Consider the following 21,380-nt stretch of genomic DNA (forward strand, 5'->3'; position numbering starts at 1 on the left):
GCTCACGACGTGACTCCGGGAGCCATGAGTTCGGGCAGTCCGGACAACGAACCGGCCGGCGCCGCCACAGCGGGCCGCGCGGCACCGATGGCAGCAGCGGTGTCGTCGCTTTCGAGGAGATCAACGGTGTCGGGCGTGCCATCCGACTGGCGGCCCGGATAGCTTTCCAGCACGTCCAGCAAGGCCAGCAGGCGGCCCATGCCTTCATTCAGCACCGGACCGGCCACCGCGGCGCTGCCCGGCTGGCGCGGCCCGCTGCGGCCCGCCAGGCGGGCCAGGAAGGCCGGCGCCGTAGCCGTCGGCGAATGTTCCAGGCGCAGCGCGGTCACGCCCAGCTGGAGCGCCGCCAGGCCGCCGCCCGCGGCGCTGGCGCCTTCGCCGTCTTGCGCGAAATGGTCCAGCGCATGGCGCAGCGTGCGGAACTGGACTTCGGCGTTGTCCGCCCACAGCGACCAGCGCGCGGCATGCGCGGCGTGGCCCGACAGTTGCGGATCGCACAGCAGATAGCGTGTATCGAGCAGCTCGCCCGAGACGTAGTCGACCGTCCTGGCGATCACGAGCTGGGCGTCGATGCCGCCTTCCGGCGCGCCGCGGCCGCGAACGGGGCCCTCGGGCACGCGTACCTCGGTCGTTGCCAGCCACTGTACGGCTTCTCGGCCGCGCACATTGACTTCGCCCACGGCGTGGAACGTCAGCGTTTCGGCCAGAGCGTCCAGCTTCCACGCGGTGCCACCGCAGATCACGCGCGCTGTCTTGCGCGTGGCGGCCACCCAGCGTTCGCCGGCCTGCTGCCAGCGCGTCAGCGTGGCAGCCGCCGGCAGCGCATCGACGAGATGGACGACAGGCCGGGCCGCACCGATCGTGGCGCGCAGCGTAGCGGCTTCGGCGTCAGCCTCGCCCATGGCCTGGCCAGCTCGGCCAGCCGGGGTGACCGTGGCGGCCAGCGGCATGCCGATGCGATCGCCAAGCCAAAGCGTATGCAGCATCGACTGCGGCGCGCGGCGGCCAGGTACGGGCACCTGCAGCGTGGCCGCCAGCGACAGCACGAACTGGTCGCATTCGCGGTTCACGTCGCGGCAGACGGCCTCGCGCACCTGCTGCGCCATCGGCCGCAGCGTGGGCGCGTCGGCAGCGCGCTGCTGCCAGAGCTGGCGTGCCAGTTCAAAGCCATGCTGCGCGGCATTGAGTTCGCTCACGCACTGGCCCAGCGCGTCCGCGCTGTCGGTCAGCGAACGCAGCACGTCATCGGCACCGCCCTGGCGGGCCGGTGTGTCATCCAGGCTGCCGGCCTGCCTGCGCGCGGCGTCGGCATCGGCAAACACCGAACCGCGGCGCGGCGTGAGGAAGGCGCGCTCGACCATCGTGGCGCCATTGGCGAGTTCGAGGTGTTCCGGCACGCGTTGCCCGGTCGACACGTAGAACACGGGCAGGCGGTGACGGATCACCACGTCCAGCACGGAACCGAGGTGCGTGGCTTCATCCACCTTGCTGATGATGCAGCCGTCGACGCCGCCGCCCTCCGGCACGGCGTCGTGGCGGTAGGCATGCACCACCTCGTTGAGGGTGTCGCCATGGCTGGCGCCGTTGAGCAGCAGCACGCGCTGTACCGGCGCCTGCACGCCCGCGAGCATGGCGATCTGCTCGGACAGGTTGCGGTCGCGCTGGCTCATGCCAACGGTATCGATGATCACCAGGTGCTTGTCTTTCATCGCCGCCAGCGCGAAGCGCAGGTCGGCGGCGTCCTTCACCGCATGCACGGGCACGCCCAGGATGTCGCCGTAGATGCGCAGCTGCTCGTGCGCGCCGATACGGAAACTGTCGGTGGTCAGCAGCGCCAGGCGCTCGGGGCCGTGGCGCAGCACGTAGCGCGCCGCGAGCTTGGCGGTGGTGGTGGTCTTGCCCACGCCGGTAGGCCCGATCAGCGCCAGCACGCCGCCCTGGTCGAACAAGGCCTCTTCGTTGCCGAGCACCGGCACCTTGCTGGCCAGCTCGGCGCGAATCCACGTCATGGCCGCCGGACGGTCGCAGCCTACCGGCAGCCGTGCCAGCAGCGTGCGCGCGAGCTGTGCCGAGAAGCCGGCCCCGACCATCCAGCCAAACAGCGACTCGCGCAGCGGATCCCCCGCGGCCACCGCGCCGGTGGCCGCGGCCGGAGCCGGCCCCGCCAGCTGGCGTTCGAGCAGCGCGCGCATGGACTGCAGCTCGCCGCGCAGGTCGCCGATGGCAGCCGGCTCGGGCGCTGCCACGACGGGCTCTGGCGCAACGTAGACTTGCGCGCCCGCCGATGTGGCGCTGAGATCGGCATCGCGCATGGCGACGATCTCCACGCCGCCGTCGATGGTGCGGTTGGACAGCACCACGGCATCGGGGCCCATGGCTTCGCGCACCTTGCGCATGGCTTCACGGCCGTTGGCCGCGACGAATTTCGCTACGCTCATCTTGCGTTCCTCACGCACCGATCATTGCGGTAATACGGATATTGCGGTTGTCCGGCACTTCGGCATGGGACAACACCCTCAGCTGCGGCATGGTGCGCCGCAGGAAGCGCGCCATCAGCGGGCGCAACTGCGACGGCACCAACAGCACCGGGTCCAGGCCCATCTGCTCTTGCCGGACGACGGCACCCTGGGTCTGCTGCAGCAGCGCATCGGCGAGTCCCGGCTCGATGCCACCGCCATTGGTGAGCGCCTGCGACAGCACGCGTTCCAGGCCGGCATCGAGACCAATCACCTGCAGGTCCGCGCCATTGGGGAACAGCTGCTGCGTGATGGCCCGGCCCAGCGACTGGCGCACCAGCGAAGTGAGTTCGTTCGGGTCACTGATCTTCGGGGCGTGCTCGGCTATGACGTCAAGAATGGTCCGCATGTCGCGGATGGGCACGCCTTCGTCGAGCAGGTTCTGCAGGATCTTCTGCAGCGCCGTGAGCGAGATCGCCTTGGGCACCAGGTCCTCGGTGAGCTTCGGCGCTTCCTTGGCGATGCGATCGAGCAGCAACTGAACTTCCTGGCGGCCCAGCAGCTCGGCGGCATGCATGTGGATCAGGTGGTTCAGGTGCGTGGCAACCACGGTGCTGGCGTCCACCACGGTGTAGCCGTAGGCCTGCGCCTGCTCCTTCATGCCGGCGTCGATCCAGACAGCCGGCAGGCCAAAGGCGGGATCTTTGGTCGCCGCGCCTGGCAGCACGCCGCTGACCTGCCCCGGGTTGATCGCCATCCACTGCCCCGGCATGGCTTCGCCACGTCCGATCTCGACGCCCTTGAGCGTGATGCGGTAGGCGTGGGGCTTCAGTTCCAGGTTGTCCCGGATATGCACGACCGGAACCAGGAAGCCGATCTCCTGCGCCACCTTCTTGCGGATGCTCTTGATGCGGCCAAGCAGTTCGCCATCCTGTGCGCGGTCAACCAGCGTGATCAGGCGATAGCCGACTTCCATGCCAAGCGGGTCCACCAGCGTGACGTCGTCCCAGCTCGCTTCGGTCGATTCCTGTGTCGCGGCGGGCGCGCGCTCTTCGCGCTGCCTGGCCTGTTCCGTGGAGACCGCCCGGGGCGCCAGATGGCGACCCAGCCAGGCCATGCCGCCGGCCAGCAGCAGGAAGGCGATATGCGGCATGCCGGGGATAATGCCCATCATGCCGATGATGCCGGCCGTCAGGTACAGCACGCGCGGGTTCGTAAAGAGCTGGCCGGTGAGCTGCTCGCCGACGTCCTGTTCGTTCGACACGCGCGACACGATCACGCCGGCGGCCGTCGAGATCACCAATGCCGGGATCTGCGCGACCAGGCCGTCGCCAATCGTCAGCAGCGTGTAGTTGTGCACGGCGGTGCCGAAGTCCAGGTCATGCTGGACCATGCCCACGACCATGCCGGCGGCAACGTTGATGAACATGATCAGCAGGCCGGCCACGGCATCGCCGCGCACGAATTTACTGGCGCCGTCCATGGCGCCGTAGAAGTCGGACTCCTGCGCGACTTCGGCGCGGCGCTTCTTGGCCTGCTCTTCGTTGATCAGGCCGGCGTTCAGGTCGGCGTCGATCGACATCTGCTTGCCGGGCATGGAATCCAGCATGAAGCGCGCGCCCACCTCGGCAATCCGCCCCGCGCCCTTGGTGATGACCATGAAGTTGATCACCACCAGGATAGCGAACACCACGATGCCGACCGCGAAGTTGCCACCGACCAGGAAGTGGCCGAACGCCTCGATGACCTTGCCGGCGGCGTCCGGACCGGTATGGCCCTCCAGCAGCACGACGCGCGTCGACGCCACGTTGAGCGACAGGCGCAGCAGCGTCGTGAACAGCAGCACCGCCGGAAACGCCGCGAAATCGAGCGGCTTCTGCGTGTACATGCTGACCATCAGCACCATGATCGCCAGCGCGATATTGAACGTGAACAACAGGTCCAGCACGAACGCGGGCAGCGGCAGGATCATCATCCCGAGGATCATGACGATCAGCAGCGGCCCGGTCATCGCCTTCAGCTGGCCGGCATTGCGCAGGCCAGGCAGGTTCAGCAGGGAGTTCAAAGCGTTCATGCGCGGCTTTCCGGAACGGCAAGTTCATCCGGCACCATCAGGTCGACAGGCGCGGACGGCTGCGGACCCTGCGAGTAGTGCCAGTGTTTCAGTTGATAGACCCAGGCCAGGACTTCGGCGACGGCGGCATAGAGGCCGGCCGGGATTTCCCGGTTCAGTTCCACGTGGCGGTGCAGCGCGCGCGCCAGCGGCGGCGCGGACATCAGCGGAATGCGGTGCTCGGCCGCCAGGGCGCGGATGCGCGCGGCGACCTCGTCGGTACCCTTGGCCACCACGCGCGGCGCGCCCATGCGGCCTTCCTCGTAGCGCAGCGCCACGGCAAAGTGCGTGGGGTTGGTCACCACCACGTCGGCCTTGGGCACTTCCGCCATCATCCGGCGCCGCGCCATGGCACGCTGCTGCTGGCGGATGCGGCCCTTGATATGCGGGTCGCCTTCGCTTTCCTTGAATTCCTGCTTTACCTCTTCCTTGGTCATGCGCAGCTTCTTGAAGTGCTCGTAGAACTGCCACGGCACGTCGATGGCGGCCACGACCAGCAGCGACAGCACCACCGCCAGGCAGCAGTGCAGGACCATGTCCAGCATGTGCAGCAAGGCCTCCTGGACCGGCGCGTTCATCAGCGCGATGGCGTCGGGCAGACGGTGCCAGACGACCCAGGCGCCGACACTGCCCACCAGCAAGGACTTCGCGATGGCCTTGAACAGTTCCGCCAGCGAATGCGCGGAGAACATCCGGCCCAGTCCCGAGAGCGGCGACATGCGGCCAAAGTTCGGCGCCAGGACCTTGGCGGAAAAGGTCCAGCCTCCGGTCAGCAACGGCGCGGCCAGGGCCGCCACGCCGAACAGCAGCAGCAAGGGCAGGAAGGCAAGCAGGCTTTCCCAGACCACGCTGGCGAAGGCCGTCAGCATGCGCGAGGGATCGAACGCCGTGGCAGGCTCGAAACGCAGCGACTGCCGCATGACGGTATCCAGCGCGCGGCCCAACACGCCACCGAACGTCCACAGGCCGGCCACGCCGGTGGTCAGCATGATCAACGTGGCGAGCTCGCGCGAGCGAACGACCTGCCCCTCCTCGCGCGCCTTTTCCAGGCGCCGCGGTGAGGCGGGTTCGGTCTTCTCGAGATCGCTTTCTTCGGACATCCACGCTCCGTGACAGGACGGTCAGGGCGGCACGCAATGGCCGCCATGGGTCAGCGAGGATTATCGAAGCGTGCCCGAGCGGGCATTCAGAGGAAAAGGCGGGAGATTTCGGTGCTGTTTGGGAAATGAGCACCGGCAGGGAGTTAACGGCAACCGGGCAGGCCGACTTTAGCCGGGAAGAAGGACCTCACCGGTCGCGATGCGGGGAAGCGTCAGGTAACGACGGACCTTACCCGACCAGTTGGTTGCCCCCTCTCCCGCAAGCGGAAGAGGGGGCAACGGCGCGTCCATTTTTACGCCTAGAACCCCAGGCTGGCCAGCAGGTCGTCCACCTGGGACTGGTCGGACACCACATCCGCCTTGCCCTCGGGATTGACTTGCGGACCGTTGAGCAGCGTGGCGGCCTGGACCTCCGTGCGGCGCTCCGTCGGCACGTTCTCGATCAGCACCTGGAGCAACTCGTGCTCGAGCGTGCGGATCATGTCCATCATCTTCTTGATGACCTGGCCGGTCAGGTCCTGGAAGTCCTGCGCCATCATGATGTCCAGCAGATGGCTGCCGGTGGCACGGGCCTGCTTCGGCACCTCCGTCAGGAACGCGCGCGTGTCGAGCACCAGCGCGCGGGCATCGCCCAGCTCGACCGGCGTTTCGAACCAGGCGTCCCAGCGCTTGTCCAGGCCTTCGGCCTGCTGCTCGATGGCGGACTGGATCGGCTGAGCCAGCTCCACGGCATTGAGCGTGCGCTCGGCCGCCTGCTCGGTCATGACCGCAATGTAGTTCAGGCGGTCGCGTGCATCGGGAATGGCCTGGGCGGCGCGCTCGATTTCCTTGTCAAGGCCGAGCTCGCGCATGTTGTCGCGCAGCATCCGCGTCAGGTTGCCGATGCGCAGGATCAGTTGTTCGGCGGAATCGTTCGGAATAGTCGGGGTCATGGGACGCTCCGTCGGCTTCAGCCGCCCAGCTTCTCGAAGATCTTGGTGATCTTCTCGTCCAGCGTCGCGGCGGTGAACGGCTTGACCACGTAGCCGTTGGCGCCGGCCTGGGCCGCGGCAATGATGTTCTCCTTCTTGGCTTCGGCCGTCACCATCAGCACGGGCGTCTTGCCGATGGCGGCGTCGGCGCGGATCGCCTGCAGCATGCTCAGGCCGTCCATATTGGGCATGTTCCAGTCAGAGATCACAAACTGGAAGCTGCCGTCCCTGGCCTTCTCCAGCCCGGCGGCGCCGTCTTCGGCTTCCTCGACGTTATTGAAGCCCAGCTCCTTGAGCAGGTTGCGAATGATCCGACGCATGGTCGGGAAGTCGTCGACCACGAGGATCCTGATGCTCTTGTCCACTTTTAAGGCTCCGGTAGATGCAGTTGTGGAATGTCGTTCGCTTGTCGGGTCCGGACCAGTCGGAAACAGTCCGGCTCCGTTATCTCAGACCCGTTGCGCGCGGGTCCCGTAAGTGGCCAGCCGCGCCATCACGCGCTGGGTCATCGCGTGCAAAGGCACGACTTCATGCACGCCGCCGGCGGCGATCGCCTCCTTCGGCATGCCAAACACGATGCAGGTGCTCTCGTCCTGCGACAGGTTGTAGGCACCCGCTTCACGCATCCGCAGCATGCCCTTGGCGCCATCCTTGCCCATGCCGGTCAGGATCACCCCGATCACGTTCTTGCCGCCGTGTTCGGCGGCCGAGTCGAACAGCACATCGACGGACGGACGATGGCGGTTGACCGGCGCTTCCTGCGACAGGTGGGCCACGTAGTTGGCCCCGCTGCGTGCCAGGCGCAGGTGCGAATCGCCGGGCGCGATGTAGGCGTAGCCAGGCAGCACGCGTTCGCCGTGCTCGGCTTCCTTGACCGTGATGCGGCACAGGCCGTCAAGGCGCTGCGCGAACGAACGCGTAAAGCCGGCCGGCATATGCTGCACGATCAGCACGGCAGGGCTGTCCGGGGGCAGTGGCATCAGGAAGTCCTTGATCGCCTCCGTGCCGCCGGTCGACGCACCCAGGATGATCAGCTTCTCGGTCGACAGCAGCGGGCTGCGCAGGATCGGCGCGGCGGCGGCCGTGCCGGTCTCCGGCACATGGGCCTGGCGCACGCGTGCGCGCGACGCGGCGCGGATCTTGTCCGCGATGGTGTCGGTGTAATCCATCAGGCCGTCGCGGATGCCCAGCTTCGGCTTGGTGACGAAGTCCACCGCGCCCAGCTCCAGTGCGCGCATGGTGATCTCGGAACCGCGCTCGGTCAGCGACGACACCATCAGCACCGGCATCGGGCGCAGCCGCATCAGCCGCTCCAGGAAGTCCAGGCCGTCCATGCGCGGCATTTCGACGTCGAGCGTGAGCACGTCGGGATTCAGGCGCTTGATCATGTCACGCGCCACGAGCGGGTCCGGCGCAGTCCCTACCACTTCCATGTCGGGCTGGCTGTTGATGATCTCCGTCATCAGGCTGCGGATCAGCGCGGAGTCATCCACGCACAGCACCTTGATCTTGGCAGCAGTCATAGTCGTTCTGCGTTGGTTTGTTCAGGAAGGCACGCGCGTCGCCGGCGCGCGCCCAAAGAGCTCTCCGCCGCGCGCCGGCGCCGTGCCGGACGTCGCGATGGCACGCGCCAGCGCGCGCTCGTCGCGTTCGACCGAGACCTGGTCGTCCTGGCGCGTCAGGCGGCGCACCAGTGCCAGGCCGGTGACCGGGAAATAGCTCACGCGCCTTGCATGCGGGCCGCGCAGGTCCTGCGCGGCCACGCGGATTTCTTCGGTCTTCAGGTAGCGCAACACGAAATCCGCGTTGCGGTCGCCAATGTTCAGCGTGGTCATGTTGGCAAGCACCGCGCCGCCGCCGAAGACCTTGGCCTCCAGGCGTTCGCGCCGCGCGCCCATCTTGAGCAGCTCGTTGATCAGCACTTCCAGCGCGTAGCAGCCATAGCGCATCGACGCCGACAGCATGCGGTCCGCGGTACCGCCCTCGTCATCGGGCAGCATGAAATGGTTCATGCCGCCCACGCCGGCCTTTTCGTCGCGAATGCACGCGGCCACGCAGGAGCCGAGCACGGTGGTCAGGACCACATCCTCGCCGGTCACGTAGTACTCGTTCGGCAGCAGCTTGATCGCCTGGCGATCGAACTCGCGATCGAAGTACTTGCGCGTGGCAATGGCTTCGGGAAGGTGCGGCGTACGCATCAGGGCCTTCCTGCGCGGGCGGCGTCCGTCGCCAGTTCGTACACGGTCTGGCCGCGCAGCTGGAACGCGCGCGTGACGTAGGAGAAGTTCTCCGAATGGCCGGCGAACAGCAGGCCGCCCGGCTTGAGCAACGGCGCGAAACGCTCCAGGATGCGGCCCTGCGTCGGCTTGTCGAAGTAGATCATCACGTTGCGGCAGAAGATCACATCGAAGCGTTCGCGGATGCCCCAGTCGGGCGCAAGCAGGTTGAGCGGCTCGAACGTGATGGCGGAGGCCACGTCCGGCTTGACCTTGACCGAGCCCGCGCGCTGGCCGGTGCCTTTCAGGAAGAAGCGCTTGAGCCGCTCTGGCGAGAGGCGCGCGACCTGTTCTTCCGAATACACGCCGGCGCGCGCCTTGGCCAGTACCTGCGTATCGATATCGGTGGCCAGCACCGTCGCCGCGCGATCGCCGAGCGCCTCGGCCAGCGTCATCGCGATCGAGTACGGCTCCTCCCCCGTCGACGCCGCGCAGCACCAGACGCTGTACGGCCTGCCGGTCTTCTTGGCATGCTCGGCCAGCAAGGGGAAGTGATGCGCCTCACGGAAGAACGATGTCAGGTTGGTGGTGAGCGAGTTGGTGAAGTACTCCCACTCCGGCGATGCGTCGTCGGCATCCAGGATGGCCAGGTAGCTGGCGAAGTCTGCGAGCTGCAGCGCCCGCAGGCGCCGCGCGAGGCGCGAGTACACCATTTCGCGCTTGTGGCTGCCCAGCGAAATGCCCGCGCGCCGATGAATCAGTGCGCGGATCTTCTCGAAGTCGCGCTCTGTCAGCAGGAAATCGCGCGACTCGTCGCGCCGCAGGGCGGCGGCCGCCGCGTTGGCGGCGATCGCGCCCGGGGCAAGGCTGGCGGCGGTACGGTTGGGCATCATGGGTTCGCGTGGCAATGCTTGGTAACGCTGGGGGCTGCGGATTGTTGCGCCAAAGGCGCCGCTTACGCAGACTCGGCTTCGATCAGTTCCATATCCGGGCTGGTGATCAGGCGCTCGATGTCGATCAGCACCAGCATGCGGCCCTCGACCGTGGCCAGGCCCGTCAGGTGCTCGGTGGACACCGACACGCCGAACTCCGGCGCCGGCTTGATGGCGTCGCCGGTCAGTGTCAGCACGTCGGACACGCCATCGACGACGATGCCTACCACGCGGCCCGCCACGTTCAGGATGATCACCACGGTCTGGTGGTCATAGCGCACGTTGCCCAGGCGGAACTTCATCCGCAGGTCGACGATGGGCACGATCACGCCGCGCAGGTTGGTCACGCCCTTCATGAAGTCCGGCGCGCTGGAAATGCGCGTCACGGTTTCATAGCTGCGGATCTCCTGCACCTTGAGGATGTCGATGCCGTACTCTTCCGTCCCCAGCGTGAACACCAGGAACTCCTGGCCCGAAGCCTCGCTTCCGGGGGTATCGATCTGTCCGATGCCGGCCATGATGTCTAGTTCTCCTTTGGTTGGGCGATTACTGCGCCAGCGCGGGTTCCTGCCGGCGCACGCCGGTGCGCTGCAGCGCGCCGACATCGACGATCAGCGCCACGCTGCCGTCGCCAAGGATGGTGGCGGCGGAAATGCACGGCACCTTGCGGTAGTTCGTTTCCAGGTTCTTCAGCACGACCTGGTGCTGGCCGATGAGCTGGTCCACGAGCAGGGCGAAGCGCTTGCCTTCGGCCTGCAGGATCACGGCGATCCCCTGCGTCGGCTCTTGCAGCGCGTCGGCCACGTTGAAGACGCGGTGCATCTCCAGCAGCGGCAGGTACTCGCCACGCACATGCATGACGCGGTCCGAATTGGCCGCGGTATGGATGTCCTCGGACTTCGGCTGCAGCGATTCCATCACGCAGTTCAGCGGCAGGATGAAGGTCTCCTCGCCGACCCTGACCGACATGCCGTCAAGGATCGCCAGCGTCAGCGGCAGCACGATGCGGATGGTGGTACCCAGGCCCGGACGGCAGCTGATCTCCACGTGGCCGCCCATCTCCTGGATGTTGCGCTTGACCACGTCCATGCCCACGCCGCGGCCCGACACGTCGGTCACCACTTCGGCCGTCGAGAATCCCGGCGCGAAGATCAGTTGCCAGACTTCCTCGTCGCTGATGTTCTCGGACACGGGCAGGCCGTTCTGGATCGCCTTGGCCAGGATGCGTTCGCGGTTCAGGCCACCGCCGTCGTCGCTGACCTCGATCACGATGTTGCCGCCATGATGCTGCGCGGACAGGATCAGCTGGCCGGTGGGGTCCTTGCCCGCGGCCACGCGCTTGTCGGGCGTCTCGATGCCATGGTCCAGGCTGTTGCGCACCAGGTGGGTCAGCGGGTCGATGATGCGTTCGATCAGGCTTTTATCCAGCTCGGTGGCCTTGCCGAACGTCACCAGGTCGATCTGCTTGCCGAGCTTGCCAGCCAGGTCGCGCACCAGGCGCGGGAAACGCGAGAACACATAGTCCATCGGCATCATGCGGATGGACATCACGGACTCCTGCAGGTCGCGCGCATTGCGCTCGAGTTGCCCCATGCCGGAGAACAGGCGGTCGAACAGCACCGGGTCGAGCGAGGACGCCGTCTGCGCCAGCATCGACTGGGTAATAACCAGTTCGCCCACCAGGTTGATGATCTGGTCGACCTTTTCGGTCGGCACGCGGATCGAGCCCGATTCCTGGCTGTGCGCGGCAGCTGCCGCCGGCTTGGTCTTTTCCTTGGCCGCCGGTGCAGCCGGTGCAGACGGCGCGGCGGCTACCGGCGCCGGCGCCGAAACGGGAGCGGGTGCCGGTGCGGCGGCAGGCGCTGCGACGGGCCCCGCGGCCGGGGCGGACGCGCCGGCTGCCTCGACCACGATCTGGTCGGTATCGATCACGAAGCAACAGACCGCGATGATGTCGTCGGCGTCGCACTGGCTGTTCAGCCAGATCACCAGTTCGCCGTTTTCTTCCTGCTGGCCGGTGATCTCGCCAAGATTGGCAAGCTCTTCACGCAGCAGCGCCTGGTCGGAGGCCGACACCTTGATCAGCCGGACCTTCAGCCCACCGCCCACGGCGGCGGCTGCAGCGGGCGCCGGCACGGCTGCCGGCGCAGGCGCAGGTGCGGCCGCGCCGGTAGCCTCCTGGGCCAGCTGCTGCAGCACGGCGCAAATGCGCGCCAGCGTTTGCGGATCGGGTTCGGTGCCGTTTCGGTAGGCGTTGAGCTGATCTTGCAACACGTCCTTGGTTTCCAGAAAGGTGTCGATGATGGTCCTGGACAACGCCAGTTCCTGGCGGCGCGTACGGTCCAGCAGGTTCTCGAAGATATGCGTGGTTTCGGTCAGTGCCGCGAACCCGAAGGTCGCCGCACCGCCCTTGATGGAGTGCGCGGCACGGAAGATCGCGTTGAGGTCTTCCGGGTCGGGCGACTCGATGTCCAGGCCAAGCAGCAGCTGCTCCATTTCAACGAGCAGCTCTTCCGCTTCTTCAAAGAAGGTCTGGTAAAACTGTGTGATATCGATATCGACAGACATTGGCGTCCTGACTCACTAAGTTACTGCGCTAAGCGCTGCCGCCATGCACGGCGGCAACGCATCATTCCGTCTTTGCCTTGGGCACCGCCGGGGCGGACGCGGCCAGCCCTTCCTGCATCGCGCCGGCCGCCTTGCCGGCCTGGGCCTGCACCGTGACCTCCGCCGCGCTGGCGTTCTCCGCCTCGAACCTGGCCTGGGCCTTGTGGTTCAGCACCACGATGCTGATGCGCCGGTTCACCGGGGCGAGCAGGTCCCCCTTGTCCAGCGGCATGGTGGCCGCCAGCCCCAGCACGCGCAGCACCTTGCCTTCCTGCATGCCACCGGCGATAAGCTCGCGCCGCGAGGCATTGGCGCGGTCGCTGGACAGTTCCCAGTTGCTGTACGTGCGCTCGCCGTTGGAATAATTGGCGGCGTCCGTGTGGCCGGACAGGCTGACCTTGTTGGGCAGTTCGTTGAGGACCGGGCCGATCTCGCGCAGGATCGCGCGCATATACGGCTCCACCTCCGCGCGGCCGGTCCGGAACATCGGGCGGTTCTGCGTATCGAGGATCTGGATGCGCAGCCCTTCGCTGGTGATGTCGAGCAGCAGCTGCGGGCGGAATTGCTTGAGCATCGGATTGTTCTCGATGATCTCTTCGAGCCGGCTCTTGAGCGCTCGCAGGCGCTGCGCTTCCTGGTACTCGTTGCGGCGCTGTTCCGCGGACGGGTCGTTGTCATGCGCACGCGCGACTTCGCCGTCCTTGCGCATCACGTCCAGGCCCCCGCCGGGAATCACGCTGGGCGACTGACTGCTTTTTTCGCCGCCGACAATGGCGACTTTCAGCGGCATGCGGAAATACTCGGCAACGCCTTCGAGGGTTTTCTTGTTGGCGCTGGACAGCAGCCACAGCACCAGGAAGAGCGCCATCATCGCCGTCATGAAGTCGGCGTAGGCAATCTTCCAGCTGTGGTTACCATGTGGCCTGGCGTGCGACTTCGCCCTGCGGACGATGATCGGACGCATATCGTTTGCGCTGCTCATGACGGTGTCTCGGCAGGATCAGCTCAGGCTCTTGACTTCGCGGACGTGGTCGTCCAGCTCGAGGAACGACGGGCGCACCGTGGAATACAGCACCTTGCGGCCAAATTCCACGGCCACCAGCGGTGCGTAGCCATTGAGCGAAGCCAGCAGGACCACCTTGATGCACTCGTAGACCTTGACGTTCTCCGACACCTGCAACTCGATGCGCGACGCCAGCGGCGAAACAAAGCCGTAGGCGAGCAAGATGCCGAGGAACGTACCGACCATGGCGTGGGCGATCAGCGCGCCGAGCTCGGCCGGCGGCAGGTCGGCCGAAGCCAGCGCGTGCACCACGCCCATCACCGCGGCCACGATGCCGAAGGCGGGCAGCGCGTCGCCGACGCGCGACAGCGCATGGGCGGGAATCTCGGCCTCGTGGCGGAAGGTTTCGATTTCGTGGTCCATCAGGGCCTCGATCTCGAACGCATTCATGTTGCCGTTGACCATCATGCGCAGGTAGTCCGTCAGGAACTCCATCACGACGGGGTCGGACAGGATGCGCGGATACTGGCTGAACACGCTGCTCGCAGCCGGGTCGGCAATTTCCTTCTCGAGGAACAGGATGCCTTCGCGGCGGGCCTTGGACAGCAGCACGTACAGCAGCGACATGACGTCCAGGTACAGTTCCTTCTTGTACTTGGAGCTCTTGAACAGGCCCGGCAACGCCTTGAGCGTCGCCTTGAGGGCCTTGGTGGTATTGGTGGCGACGAAGGCACCGGCGGCGGCGCCACCGATGATCACAAGCTCCGCCGGTTGATATAGCGCGCCCATGTGGCCGCCGGTCATGGCATAACCGCCAAGCACCGCCGCTACCACGACGATATAGCCAAGAACTACTAGCACGATCGGATCCCCGTCAAAAAAGCGCGTCTGTCACGCACGATTGCCCGTTGCACAGGGCGGACTGGGACATCCGGTCCGCCAGTGCTGCGCAGCTTGCCAGCCTGGCGGACCTCAACCAGGATCAGGCTTCGGTCTGCAAGGCGGCGGCGTTCTTCGAGGGCTGCTTCTTCACCTTCCCGGCACGCGATGGCGGACGGCACAGGCTGCACACGAAGTTCGCGTGCGGCTCATAGGCGTGCGTGACGAACTTTCCGCCGCAACACGTGCAACCGGAAAGCTGCAGCATATTGCTCTCGAAGAACCGTACTAACGTCCAGGCACGGGTGAAACTTAAGACAATTTCGCCGCCGAGCAGCGAAACATGCTCGAGATACAGGCGGTATGCAGCCACCACCGCACGGATACCCACGGTCTCGCCTTCCTGCACCATGAACTGGTACGCGGAGAAGAACACCGACGAATGGATATTCGGCAGCCAGGTGGTGAACCAGTCCGTCGAGAACGGGAGCATGCCCTTGGGCGGTGAAACGCCGCGCAGCTCCTTGTAGAGGCGGATCAGCCGGTCGCGCGAGAGCGTGGTTTCGGCCTCGAGCACCTGCAGGCGCGCACCCAGGCCGATCAGCTCGATGGCGAGCTGGGTCTGGTTGGCATCCTGGAGTACGCTCTTGCGGCTGGGAACCGACGCGGAGGCAATGCTGCGCGCGGAAGGCGCCTGCAGGAGCGCGGTCAATTGAGCGACTCCACAGGCTGACGGGCAAGAAGGATTGCAGCGTGCATCTGCTGCATATCGTGGCTCTTGGCCGTATGGGTGAGGGTGGACAGAAGCGCGTGGTCGTCAAAGCGGAACCTGCACAGCACCATGTTCGATGCCGCCAGTTTCACGAGTTGCGCCGACGTCAGCTTGGCAAGGATGTCCGCAATTTCCTTGCTGACACCAAGCCTGAACATGGCTTCCACCTGGTTTTCTCGCACCAAGCGTTGTGCGAGCAGCAGATAGGCGAGGTTAACCTCCCTGATCTCCTGGAGAACTTCACTGCTTTCCAATTTTTCCCCGCTACCAAAAACCCGCCCTGCGCTTGTCCGGCGCTTACCGGCGGCCCGGTAGAGGGCTGTCGGCGACCAGATCGTTTACATGCGTATCAGACGGGTACTACGTACGACAATAGGAACTTCAGCCCGGCTTCCCTTGCTCGCTCCATACCAAATCGTTACAAGTGTTACAGAGTGTAAGTGAAACTGGTACGTTTATATCGGCATTCTGCCCGCTGTGCCAATCCCTACTTACGCGGGGGGAACCGTAATGTCGTACGGAAGATACATGGCTGGACGAATTTTGTAACAAAACCGGCCTGCAACATTTGATGTAACGCAATCCTGCGACGTCTAAGTCATTGCATGGGCTGATTTAGCGGCGTTTACCGGGATTCCACTATTGACGAACCGGAATGTGACGAACTGAACAGTCGCCGCAACCACGCGGCCAGCCGGGCGAACACGTCGTCGGGCGCTTCCTGGAACAGATGAGGGCGCGCCCGCGCGGCCTGTTCGAGTACGCGGTTGGCTTCTTCGGCCTGCACCGATCCGTACTGCAGCGCCAGCGTCAGCGTGGCCCGCAACTCTCCGACTCGCGAACGCCCCAGGGTCTCGTTTTCCTCGGTCTGCAGCGCATACATCAGGTCATAGGCGCGCTGCCGCAGGCTTTCCGCCAGCACCCATGCCGGCGTGCGCATGCGCTCCTCCAGCACCCGGACATCTTCTGCCGAAGCAGCAACCTGTGAGGCAAGCGCTTCGGTGAACGCGGCATCGGCGCCGCACTCGGCCAGCACCTGGGCCGCCCATTCGCGCGCATGCTCGAAGCGCTGTTGCGGCGTCCAGTCCGACTGCACGGCCAGGCCGAAGCCGAATCGCCGCGCATCGCGCATCAGCGACGAGAGGGCATTGGGCAACTGCTTGTCGAACACCTTGCGCGCCCAGCCATATTCGCCGCTGGCCAGCAGTCGCATGACCGCGCGTTCCGTCAGCGGACCGTCGTGCTGGAGCAGCCGGGCCCGCAGGAAGTCATTGAACTCAGGCGGCAGGAAGTCCTTGTCGAAGTTCGTCGACAGGGCGACGAAATCAACGAACTCGCGGCGCAGCCTGGCCACGTCATCTGGCGACAAGGCCAGGGTGATATTGGTATTCATGGCATCGAAGGCAAAGGCGGCCGGAAACCCGTTGCAACGGTTGCCGGCCGCCGGGACTCAGAACGCGCTCCAGTCCCCGTTGTCCGCAGTGGCGGGCACGGCCGCCCGCGGGGCCGCGCGGACGGTCGTGGCTGGCTGGGTCAGCGGTTCACTGGCGGCATCTGCTGCCGCGGATACCGCCGGAGCAACGTCCTGCGCCGGCTTGCCGGCCCGCGCGGTCTTGCGCGCGGCTTGCGGCCTGGCCTTGCCGGACGGCCGCACGGCGGTCCGGACCGAAGCGGCCGGCTCGAAGCGGGCCGGAGCATGCGTGCCGTCCGCTCCCAGGCGGAATGTGCCAACCGCCGTCTGCAGGCGCCCCGCCTGGTCCTGGAGCGAACCTGCCGCGGCCGCGGCCTGCTCCACCAGTGCCGCGTTCTGCTGCGTCACCTCGTCCATCTGCGCCACGGCCTGGTTCACCTGCTCGATGCCCGAACTCTGTTCGGCCGACGCCGCGCTGATCTCGCCCATGATGTCGGTCACGCGCTTCACCGCCTGCACGATCTCGTCCATCGTCGTGCCCGCCTGGCCCACCAGCGCCGTGCCGTTGTCCACCCGCGCCACGGTGTCGCCGATCAGCCCCTTGATCTCCTTGGCCGCGTTCGCGCTGCGCTGCGCCAGGCTGCGCACTTCGCCCGCCACCACCGCAAAGCCGCGGCCCTGCTCGCCGGCCCGCGCCGCTTCCACGGCGGCATTCAGCGCCAGGATGTTGGTCTGGAACGCAATGCCTTCGATCACGCCGATGATGTCGACGATCTTGCGCGACGCATCGTTGATCTCTTCCATCGTGTTGACCACGCGACTGACCACTTCGCCGCCGCGCACCGCGGTTTCCGACGCGTTCGCCGCCAGCCCGCTCGCCTGCCGCGCGTTGTCCGCGTTCTGGCGCACCGTGCTGGTCAGCTCCTCCATGCTCGATGCCGTTTCTTCCAGCGACGCGGCCTGCTGTTCCGTGCGCTGCGACAGGTCGTTGTTGCCCGCGGCAATCTCGCGCGACGCCGTGGCGATGGATTCCGCCGACTCCTTGAAGTCGCGCACCATGCCCGAGAGCTGCTGCTGCATCTGCTTCATCGCGTGAACCAGGCTCTCGCGGTCACCGGCGCGCGTCTTCACCTCGGCGGAGAAATCGCCTTCGGCAATGCGCGAGGCGATGGCCACCGCATCGCCGGGCTCGCCGCCGAGCTGGCGCGACAGTGCGCGGGCCAGGAATACGCCGAGCAGCACCGACAGCGCCAGGCCGCCAAGCACGAGGCCGAGCATCCACAGGCGGGTGCTGGTGTACACGCTGCGGGCCTCTTCCATGTTGCTGCGCGCGCGGTCATCGCGGCGCTTCACCATCTTGGCCATGACTTCTTCGAGCGCGTGGCTGTCCTTGAGCAGGTCGGCACTTTCGCTGAAGACGGTGCTTTCGAACTGCGAGGTATCGAGCGGCTGCTTGCTGACCAGCTCGGTGTACTTGCCCATGCGTTCGCGAAACGCCGGCGCGAGGGTCTGGTATTGCTTGACCAGCGCCTGGCCCTCCGGTTTCTCGAACATGCCGGCCACCTGCTTGATGCGCTCCTCCATGGTCGCGAGCGACTTGGCAATCTGCTCTTTCTCCGTGGTGCGTTCGCCCATGGTCGATGCCGACAGCAGCGCGATCTGCGCGCGGCTGGCATAGACAAGATTGATATTGGCGTCCTGCACGGCCTTCAGCGCCTGCAAGTCGTTGTTATAGATCTTGCCTGTCCAGTCGGCCATGCGCCCCATGTTGACGACGCCAAGCAGCCCCATGAAAGCGCCGATCACGGCGACCACCAGGAACCCGCCAACCAGCCTGGTCGTGACCCGCAGTTGATTGAACCAATGCATAGAAACTCCCCCTTAAAGCCAATGATCCGGTACGCCCGGCTGCCAGTCTCAGGTCTGCGCCAGGAACGGCGCCTGCGCCATGTCGGCGCGGCGCGGCCGTTGCGGACGCACCTCTGCCTGCATGCTGACGCGGAATGTAGCCACCGCGTCGCGCAGGCGCTCGGCCTGCTCTTCGAGCGCACCGGCTGCGGCCGCGGCCTGCTCCACCAGTGCCGCGTTCTGCTGCGTCACCTCGTCCATCTGCGCCACGGCCTGGTTCACCTGCTCGATGCCCGAACTCTGTTCGGCCGACGCCGCGCTGATCTCGCCCATGATGTCGGTCACGCGCTTCACCGCCTGCACGATCTCGTCCATCGTCGTGCCCGCCTGGCCCACCAGCGCCGTGCCGTTGTCCACCCGCGCCACGGTGTCGCCGATCAGCCCCTTGATCTCCTTGGCCGCGTTCGCGCTGCGCTGCGCCAGGCTGCGCACTTCGCCCGCCACCACCGCAAAGCCGCGGCCCTGCTCGCCGGCCCGCGCCGCTTCCACGGCGGCATTCAGCGCCAGGATGTTGGTCTGGAACGCAATGCCTTCGATCACGCCGATGATGTCGACGATCTTGCGCGACGCATCGTTGATCTCTTCCATCGTGTTGACCACGCGACTGACCACTTCGCCGCCGCGCACCGCGGTTTCCGACGCGTTCGCCGCCAGCCCGCTCGCCTGCCGCGCGTTGTCCGCGTTCTGGCGCACCGTGCTGGTCAGCTCCTCCATGCTCGATGCCGTTTCTTCCAGCGACGCGGCCTGCTGTTCCGTGCGCTGCGACAGGTCGTTGTTGCCCGCGGCCACCTGGTGCGTTGCCGACGAAATGCTGGCCATCCCTTCCTGGATCTCATGCACGACCGACAACAGGCTGCGCTGCATGGTCTGCATGGCCTGGGCGAGCGCGCCCACTTCATCGCGCGCGCGGTGTTCGAAGCTGGTGGTGAGATCGCCCGCGCCCATGCGCAGCGCAAAGTCGAGCATCCGGCTCACCGGACGATGCACGCGCGACAACAGCATCGTGCCGGTGATAAAGGCAGTGGCCACGGCCAGCGCAAAGCCACCCCACAACCACGGGCGCACGGAGCCGATGGCGGCACCGCCAAAGGCTTCGGAGGCCAGCAGCGCGGCCAGGAACCAGACCAGCCCGCCGGCTTGCGACCACAGGATGCGCCGCCGCAGGTTCAGGCGCGTGGCGCGACCGAAGAGGCCGGCCAGGCCGGTGCGTACCACGGCGCCTTCCCGAATGGCCAGGCCATTCGCGCGTCCCTCGCGAAAGCGTGCATAGGCAGCGCTGGCGGCTTCGATCTGCTCGCGCGTCGCCATCGAACGCACCGAGGTGTAGCCCGCCAGCCGGCCATCGATATGGGTCGGCGTCACCGTCGCGCTGACCCAGTAGTAGTCGCCATTCTTGCGGCGGTTCTTGACCACGCCCACCCACGAACGGCCGGCCTGGATGTTCTGCCACAGGTCGGCGAACGCTTCCGGCGGCATATCGGGATGTCGCACGAGGTTGTGCGCCGCGCCCAGCAGTTCCTGCGCGCTGAAGCCGCTGGCTTCGATGAACGTGCGGTTGGCAAAGGTGATGCGGCCCTTCAGGTCCGTGCGCGAAATCAGGTAATCGTCAGGAGAAAGGGCGTACTCGTTTTGCGTGACGGGTTGGTTGTTTCGCATGTATGACATTAACGGCTTGCTTCGGGCACTGCGGCTACGACGGCGGCACAACTCAAAGCGGTTTTGGGGCGACGGCACGTGGTACGTGCCGGTGACACTGGCCCGGCCAGGCGGGCTTGGGTCCCGCGGCCGGGACAACCGGGGTTTTTGGCGGACTCAGGACAGCGCTTCGAGCGCGGCGAGCTCGTCGGTGTTGAGGAGCTTTTCGATGTTCACCAGGATCAGCATGCGCGAGTCGACCGAGCCGAGGCCGCGGATATAGTCGGTGGCAAGCTCGCTGGTGAAATGCGGCGTGGCCCGGATCTGGTCGGGTGCCAGCGTCAGCACATCGGACACGCCATCGACGACGATGCCGGTGGTGCGGTCGCTCAGGTCGACGATGATCACGACGGTGTACTGGTCGTAGCTGACCTTTTCCTGGCGGAACTTGATGCGCAGGTCGATGATCGGCACGATCTTGCCGCGCAGGTTGATCACGCCTTTGATGTAGTCCGGCGCATTGGCAATCTGCGTCACGGACTCGTAGCCGCGGATCTCCTGGACCTTCAGGATGTCAACGCCGTATTCCTCGCGGCCGAGCGTGAAGGTCAGGAATTCCTCGCCGGCGCCTTCCACCTTGTCGATATGCTTCATGGTTGCTTGCCCCCCGGTTGGCTGCTGTGACTCGTGCCGCCGACAGCATGCAGGCGGCAGCGGCACGGGGACTTTCACTTTGTCCCCCGTTATTTACGGCAGCGCGGCGAGTGCCTGAAGGGCGACTCGCGATAAACCACCCCCTTCGTTGGAGGGGGATGGCCATTCAGCCAGCCAACGCGGCCACGGCGGCCATCAGCTGACCGGGATCGAACGGCTTGGGCAGGAAGCCGGAAGCCCCTGCCTCGCGCGCCTGTTCGCGGATACGCTCGTCGGCTTCCGTGGTCAGCATCAGGATGGGAATGCCCGCATAGCGCTCGGTGGCGCGCAGGGTGCGGATCAGCGTCAATCCGTCCGTGCCCGGCATGACCTGGTCGGTCAGCAGCATGTCGAAGCCGGTCTCCATGGCCAGTGCGCGCGCCTGGTCGCCGTCGGCGGCCTCGGTCACCGCATAGCCACCGGCCCGCAGGCACGCGGCAATCATGCGGCGCAGGGACGGCGAATCATCGACGACGAGGATGCTGGGGACGGACATGGGAGGCATGGGTGCTCCGAAAGCGCATGGCGGCTGGATCCGACCGGGGGCATGGCGCTGCCGGCGGCGGACAAGCCGGCGCGGACTGCACGGATCGCCATCCGGGCGCCGGCAGCCTGCCGAAGTGATTATCGGCAGGCCGGTGCACGGGCTTGAGGGGGACGGCGGGGGAACGGCGGCTTTCCGGA

The 21,380-nt window shown here is 66.2% G+C and carries 19 protein-coding genes; all 19 read right to left on the reverse strand.

Going from position 1 to position 21,380, the window contains the following annotated elements; genetic code table 11:
• Positions 1 to 2: 2 nt before the first annotated feature.
• Positions 3 to 2,438 carry a flagellar biosynthesis GTPase FlhF gene (gene flhF / locus ACIGJC_RS26975; protein WP_483712529.1) on the reverse strand — a complete coding sequence of 812 codons (2,436 nt, stop codon included), beginning with the start codon at positions 2,436 to 2,438 and terminating at the stop codon, positions 3 to 5.
• A gap of 10 nt (positions 2,439 to 2,448) precedes the next feature.
• Positions 2,449 to 4,530, reverse strand: a complete 2,082-nt coding sequence (gene flhA, locus ACIGJC_RS26980) for a flagellar biosynthesis protein FlhA (RefSeq protein ID WP_483712530.1) — start codon at positions 4,528 to 4,530, stop codon at positions 2,449 to 2,451.
• Entirely contained in the window at positions 4,527 to 5,669 is a 1,143-nt protein-coding gene (gene flhB, locus ACIGJC_RS26985; protein WP_483712532.1) for a flagellar biosynthesis protein FlhB, read from the reverse strand. Before flhB ends, flhA begins: the two co-directional genes overlap by 4 nt.
• 299 nt (positions 5,670 to 5,968) lie before the next feature.
• Positions 5,969 to 6,601, reverse strand: a complete 633-nt coding sequence (cheZ, locus tag ACIGJC_RS26990) for a protein phosphatase CheZ (protein WP_483712533.1) — start codon at positions 6,599 to 6,601, stop codon at positions 5,969 to 5,971.
• 17 nt (positions 6,602 to 6,618) lie between these two features.
• On the reverse strand, positions 6,619 to 6,960 hold the full coding sequence (cheY, locus tag ACIGJC_RS26995; protein ID WP_483714406.1) for a chemotaxis response regulator CheY: 342 nt from the start codon (positions 6,958 to 6,960) through the stop codon (positions 6,619 to 6,621).
• A gap of 129 nt (positions 6,961 to 7,089) precedes the next feature.
• The gene (locus ACIGJC_RS27000) at positions 7,090 to 8,163 is read right to left on the reverse strand and encodes a protein-glutamate methylesterase/protein-glutamine glutaminase (RefSeq protein WP_483712534.1); all 1,074 of its coding nucleotides are present in this window, start codon (positions 8,161 to 8,163) and stop codon (positions 7,090 to 7,092) included.
• Positions 8,164 to 8,184: 21 nt separating this feature from the next.
• On the reverse strand, positions 8,185 to 8,838 hold the full coding sequence (gene cheD / locus ACIGJC_RS27005; RefSeq protein WP_483712535.1) for a chemoreceptor glutamine deamidase CheD: 654 nt from the start codon (positions 8,836 to 8,838) through the stop codon (positions 8,185 to 8,187).
• On the reverse strand, positions 8,838 to 9,749 hold the full coding sequence (locus ACIGJC_RS27010) for a CheR family methyltransferase (protein WP_483712537.1): 912 nt from the start codon (positions 9,747 to 9,749) through the stop codon (positions 8,838 to 8,840). The genes cheD and ACIGJC_RS27010 overlap by 1 nt, the downstream gene beginning before the upstream one ends.
• A 62-nt stretch (positions 9,750 to 9,811) precedes the next feature.
• Positions 9,812 to 10,306, reverse strand: a complete 495-nt coding sequence (locus ACIGJC_RS27015; protein ID WP_483712538.1) for a chemotaxis protein CheW — start codon at positions 10,304 to 10,306, stop codon at positions 9,812 to 9,814.
• Between the two features lie 28 nt (positions 10,307 to 10,334).
• Complete coding sequence (cheA, locus tag ACIGJC_RS27020; protein WP_483712540.1) at positions 10,335 to 12,356, reverse strand: chemotaxis protein CheA; 2,022 nt, start codon at positions 12,354 to 12,356, stop codon at positions 10,335 to 10,337.
• Positions 12,357 to 12,417: 61 nt separating this feature from the next.
• Positions 12,418 to 13,377: a flagellar motor protein MotB gene (gene motB, locus ACIGJC_RS27025; RefSeq protein WP_483712542.1), complete on the reverse strand. Its 960-nt coding sequence runs from the start codon at positions 13,375 to 13,377 to the stop codon at positions 12,418 to 12,420.
• Between the two features lie 18 nt (positions 13,378 to 13,395).
• A complete protein-coding gene (motA, locus tag ACIGJC_RS27030; protein ID WP_483712544.1) occupies positions 13,396 to 14,259 on the reverse strand; it encodes a flagellar motor stator protein MotA in 864 nt (287 codons plus the stop codon).
• A gap of 121 nt (positions 14,260 to 14,380) precedes the next feature.
• On the reverse strand, positions 14,381 to 14,989 hold the full coding sequence (gene flhC / locus ACIGJC_RS27035) for a flagellar transcriptional regulator FlhC (protein ID WP_483712546.1): 609 nt from the start codon (positions 14,987 to 14,989) through the stop codon (positions 14,381 to 14,383).
• Complete coding sequence (gene flhD, locus ACIGJC_RS27040) at positions 14,986 to 15,303, reverse strand: flagellar transcriptional regulator FlhD (RefSeq protein ID WP_211950543.1); 318 nt, start codon at positions 15,301 to 15,303, stop codon at positions 14,986 to 14,988. Before flhD ends, flhC begins: the two co-directional genes overlap by 4 nt.
• Before the next feature lie 371 nt (positions 15,304 to 15,674).
• On the reverse strand, positions 15,675 to 16,442 hold the full coding sequence (locus ACIGJC_RS27045) for a DUF4088 family protein (RefSeq protein WP_483712548.1): 768 nt from the start codon (positions 16,440 to 16,442) through the stop codon (positions 15,675 to 15,677).
• Between the two features lie 57 nt (positions 16,443 to 16,499).
• Entirely contained in the window at positions 16,500 to 18,329 is a 1,830-nt protein-coding gene (locus tag ACIGJC_RS27050) for a methyl-accepting chemotaxis protein (RefSeq protein WP_483712550.1), read from the reverse strand.
• A gap of 48 nt (positions 18,330 to 18,377) precedes the next feature.
• On the reverse strand, positions 18,378 to 20,024 hold the full coding sequence (locus ACIGJC_RS27055; protein WP_483714407.1) for a methyl-accepting chemotaxis protein: 1,647 nt from the start codon (positions 20,022 to 20,024) through the stop codon (positions 18,378 to 18,380).
• Between the two features lie 156 nt (positions 20,025 to 20,180).
• Positions 20,181 to 20,657: a chemotaxis protein CheW gene (locus tag ACIGJC_RS27060; RefSeq protein ID WP_483712552.1), complete on the reverse strand. Its 477-nt coding sequence runs from the start codon at positions 20,655 to 20,657 to the stop codon at positions 20,181 to 20,183.
• Positions 20,658 to 20,823: 166 nt separating this feature from the next.
• Entirely contained in the window at positions 20,824 to 21,192 is a 369-nt protein-coding gene (locus ACIGJC_RS27065; RefSeq protein ID WP_483714408.1) for a response regulator, read from the reverse strand.
• Positions 21,193 to 21,380: the final 188 nt, after the last annotated feature.

Source organism: Cupriavidus sp. C3SS-1 (assembly GCF_057073755.1).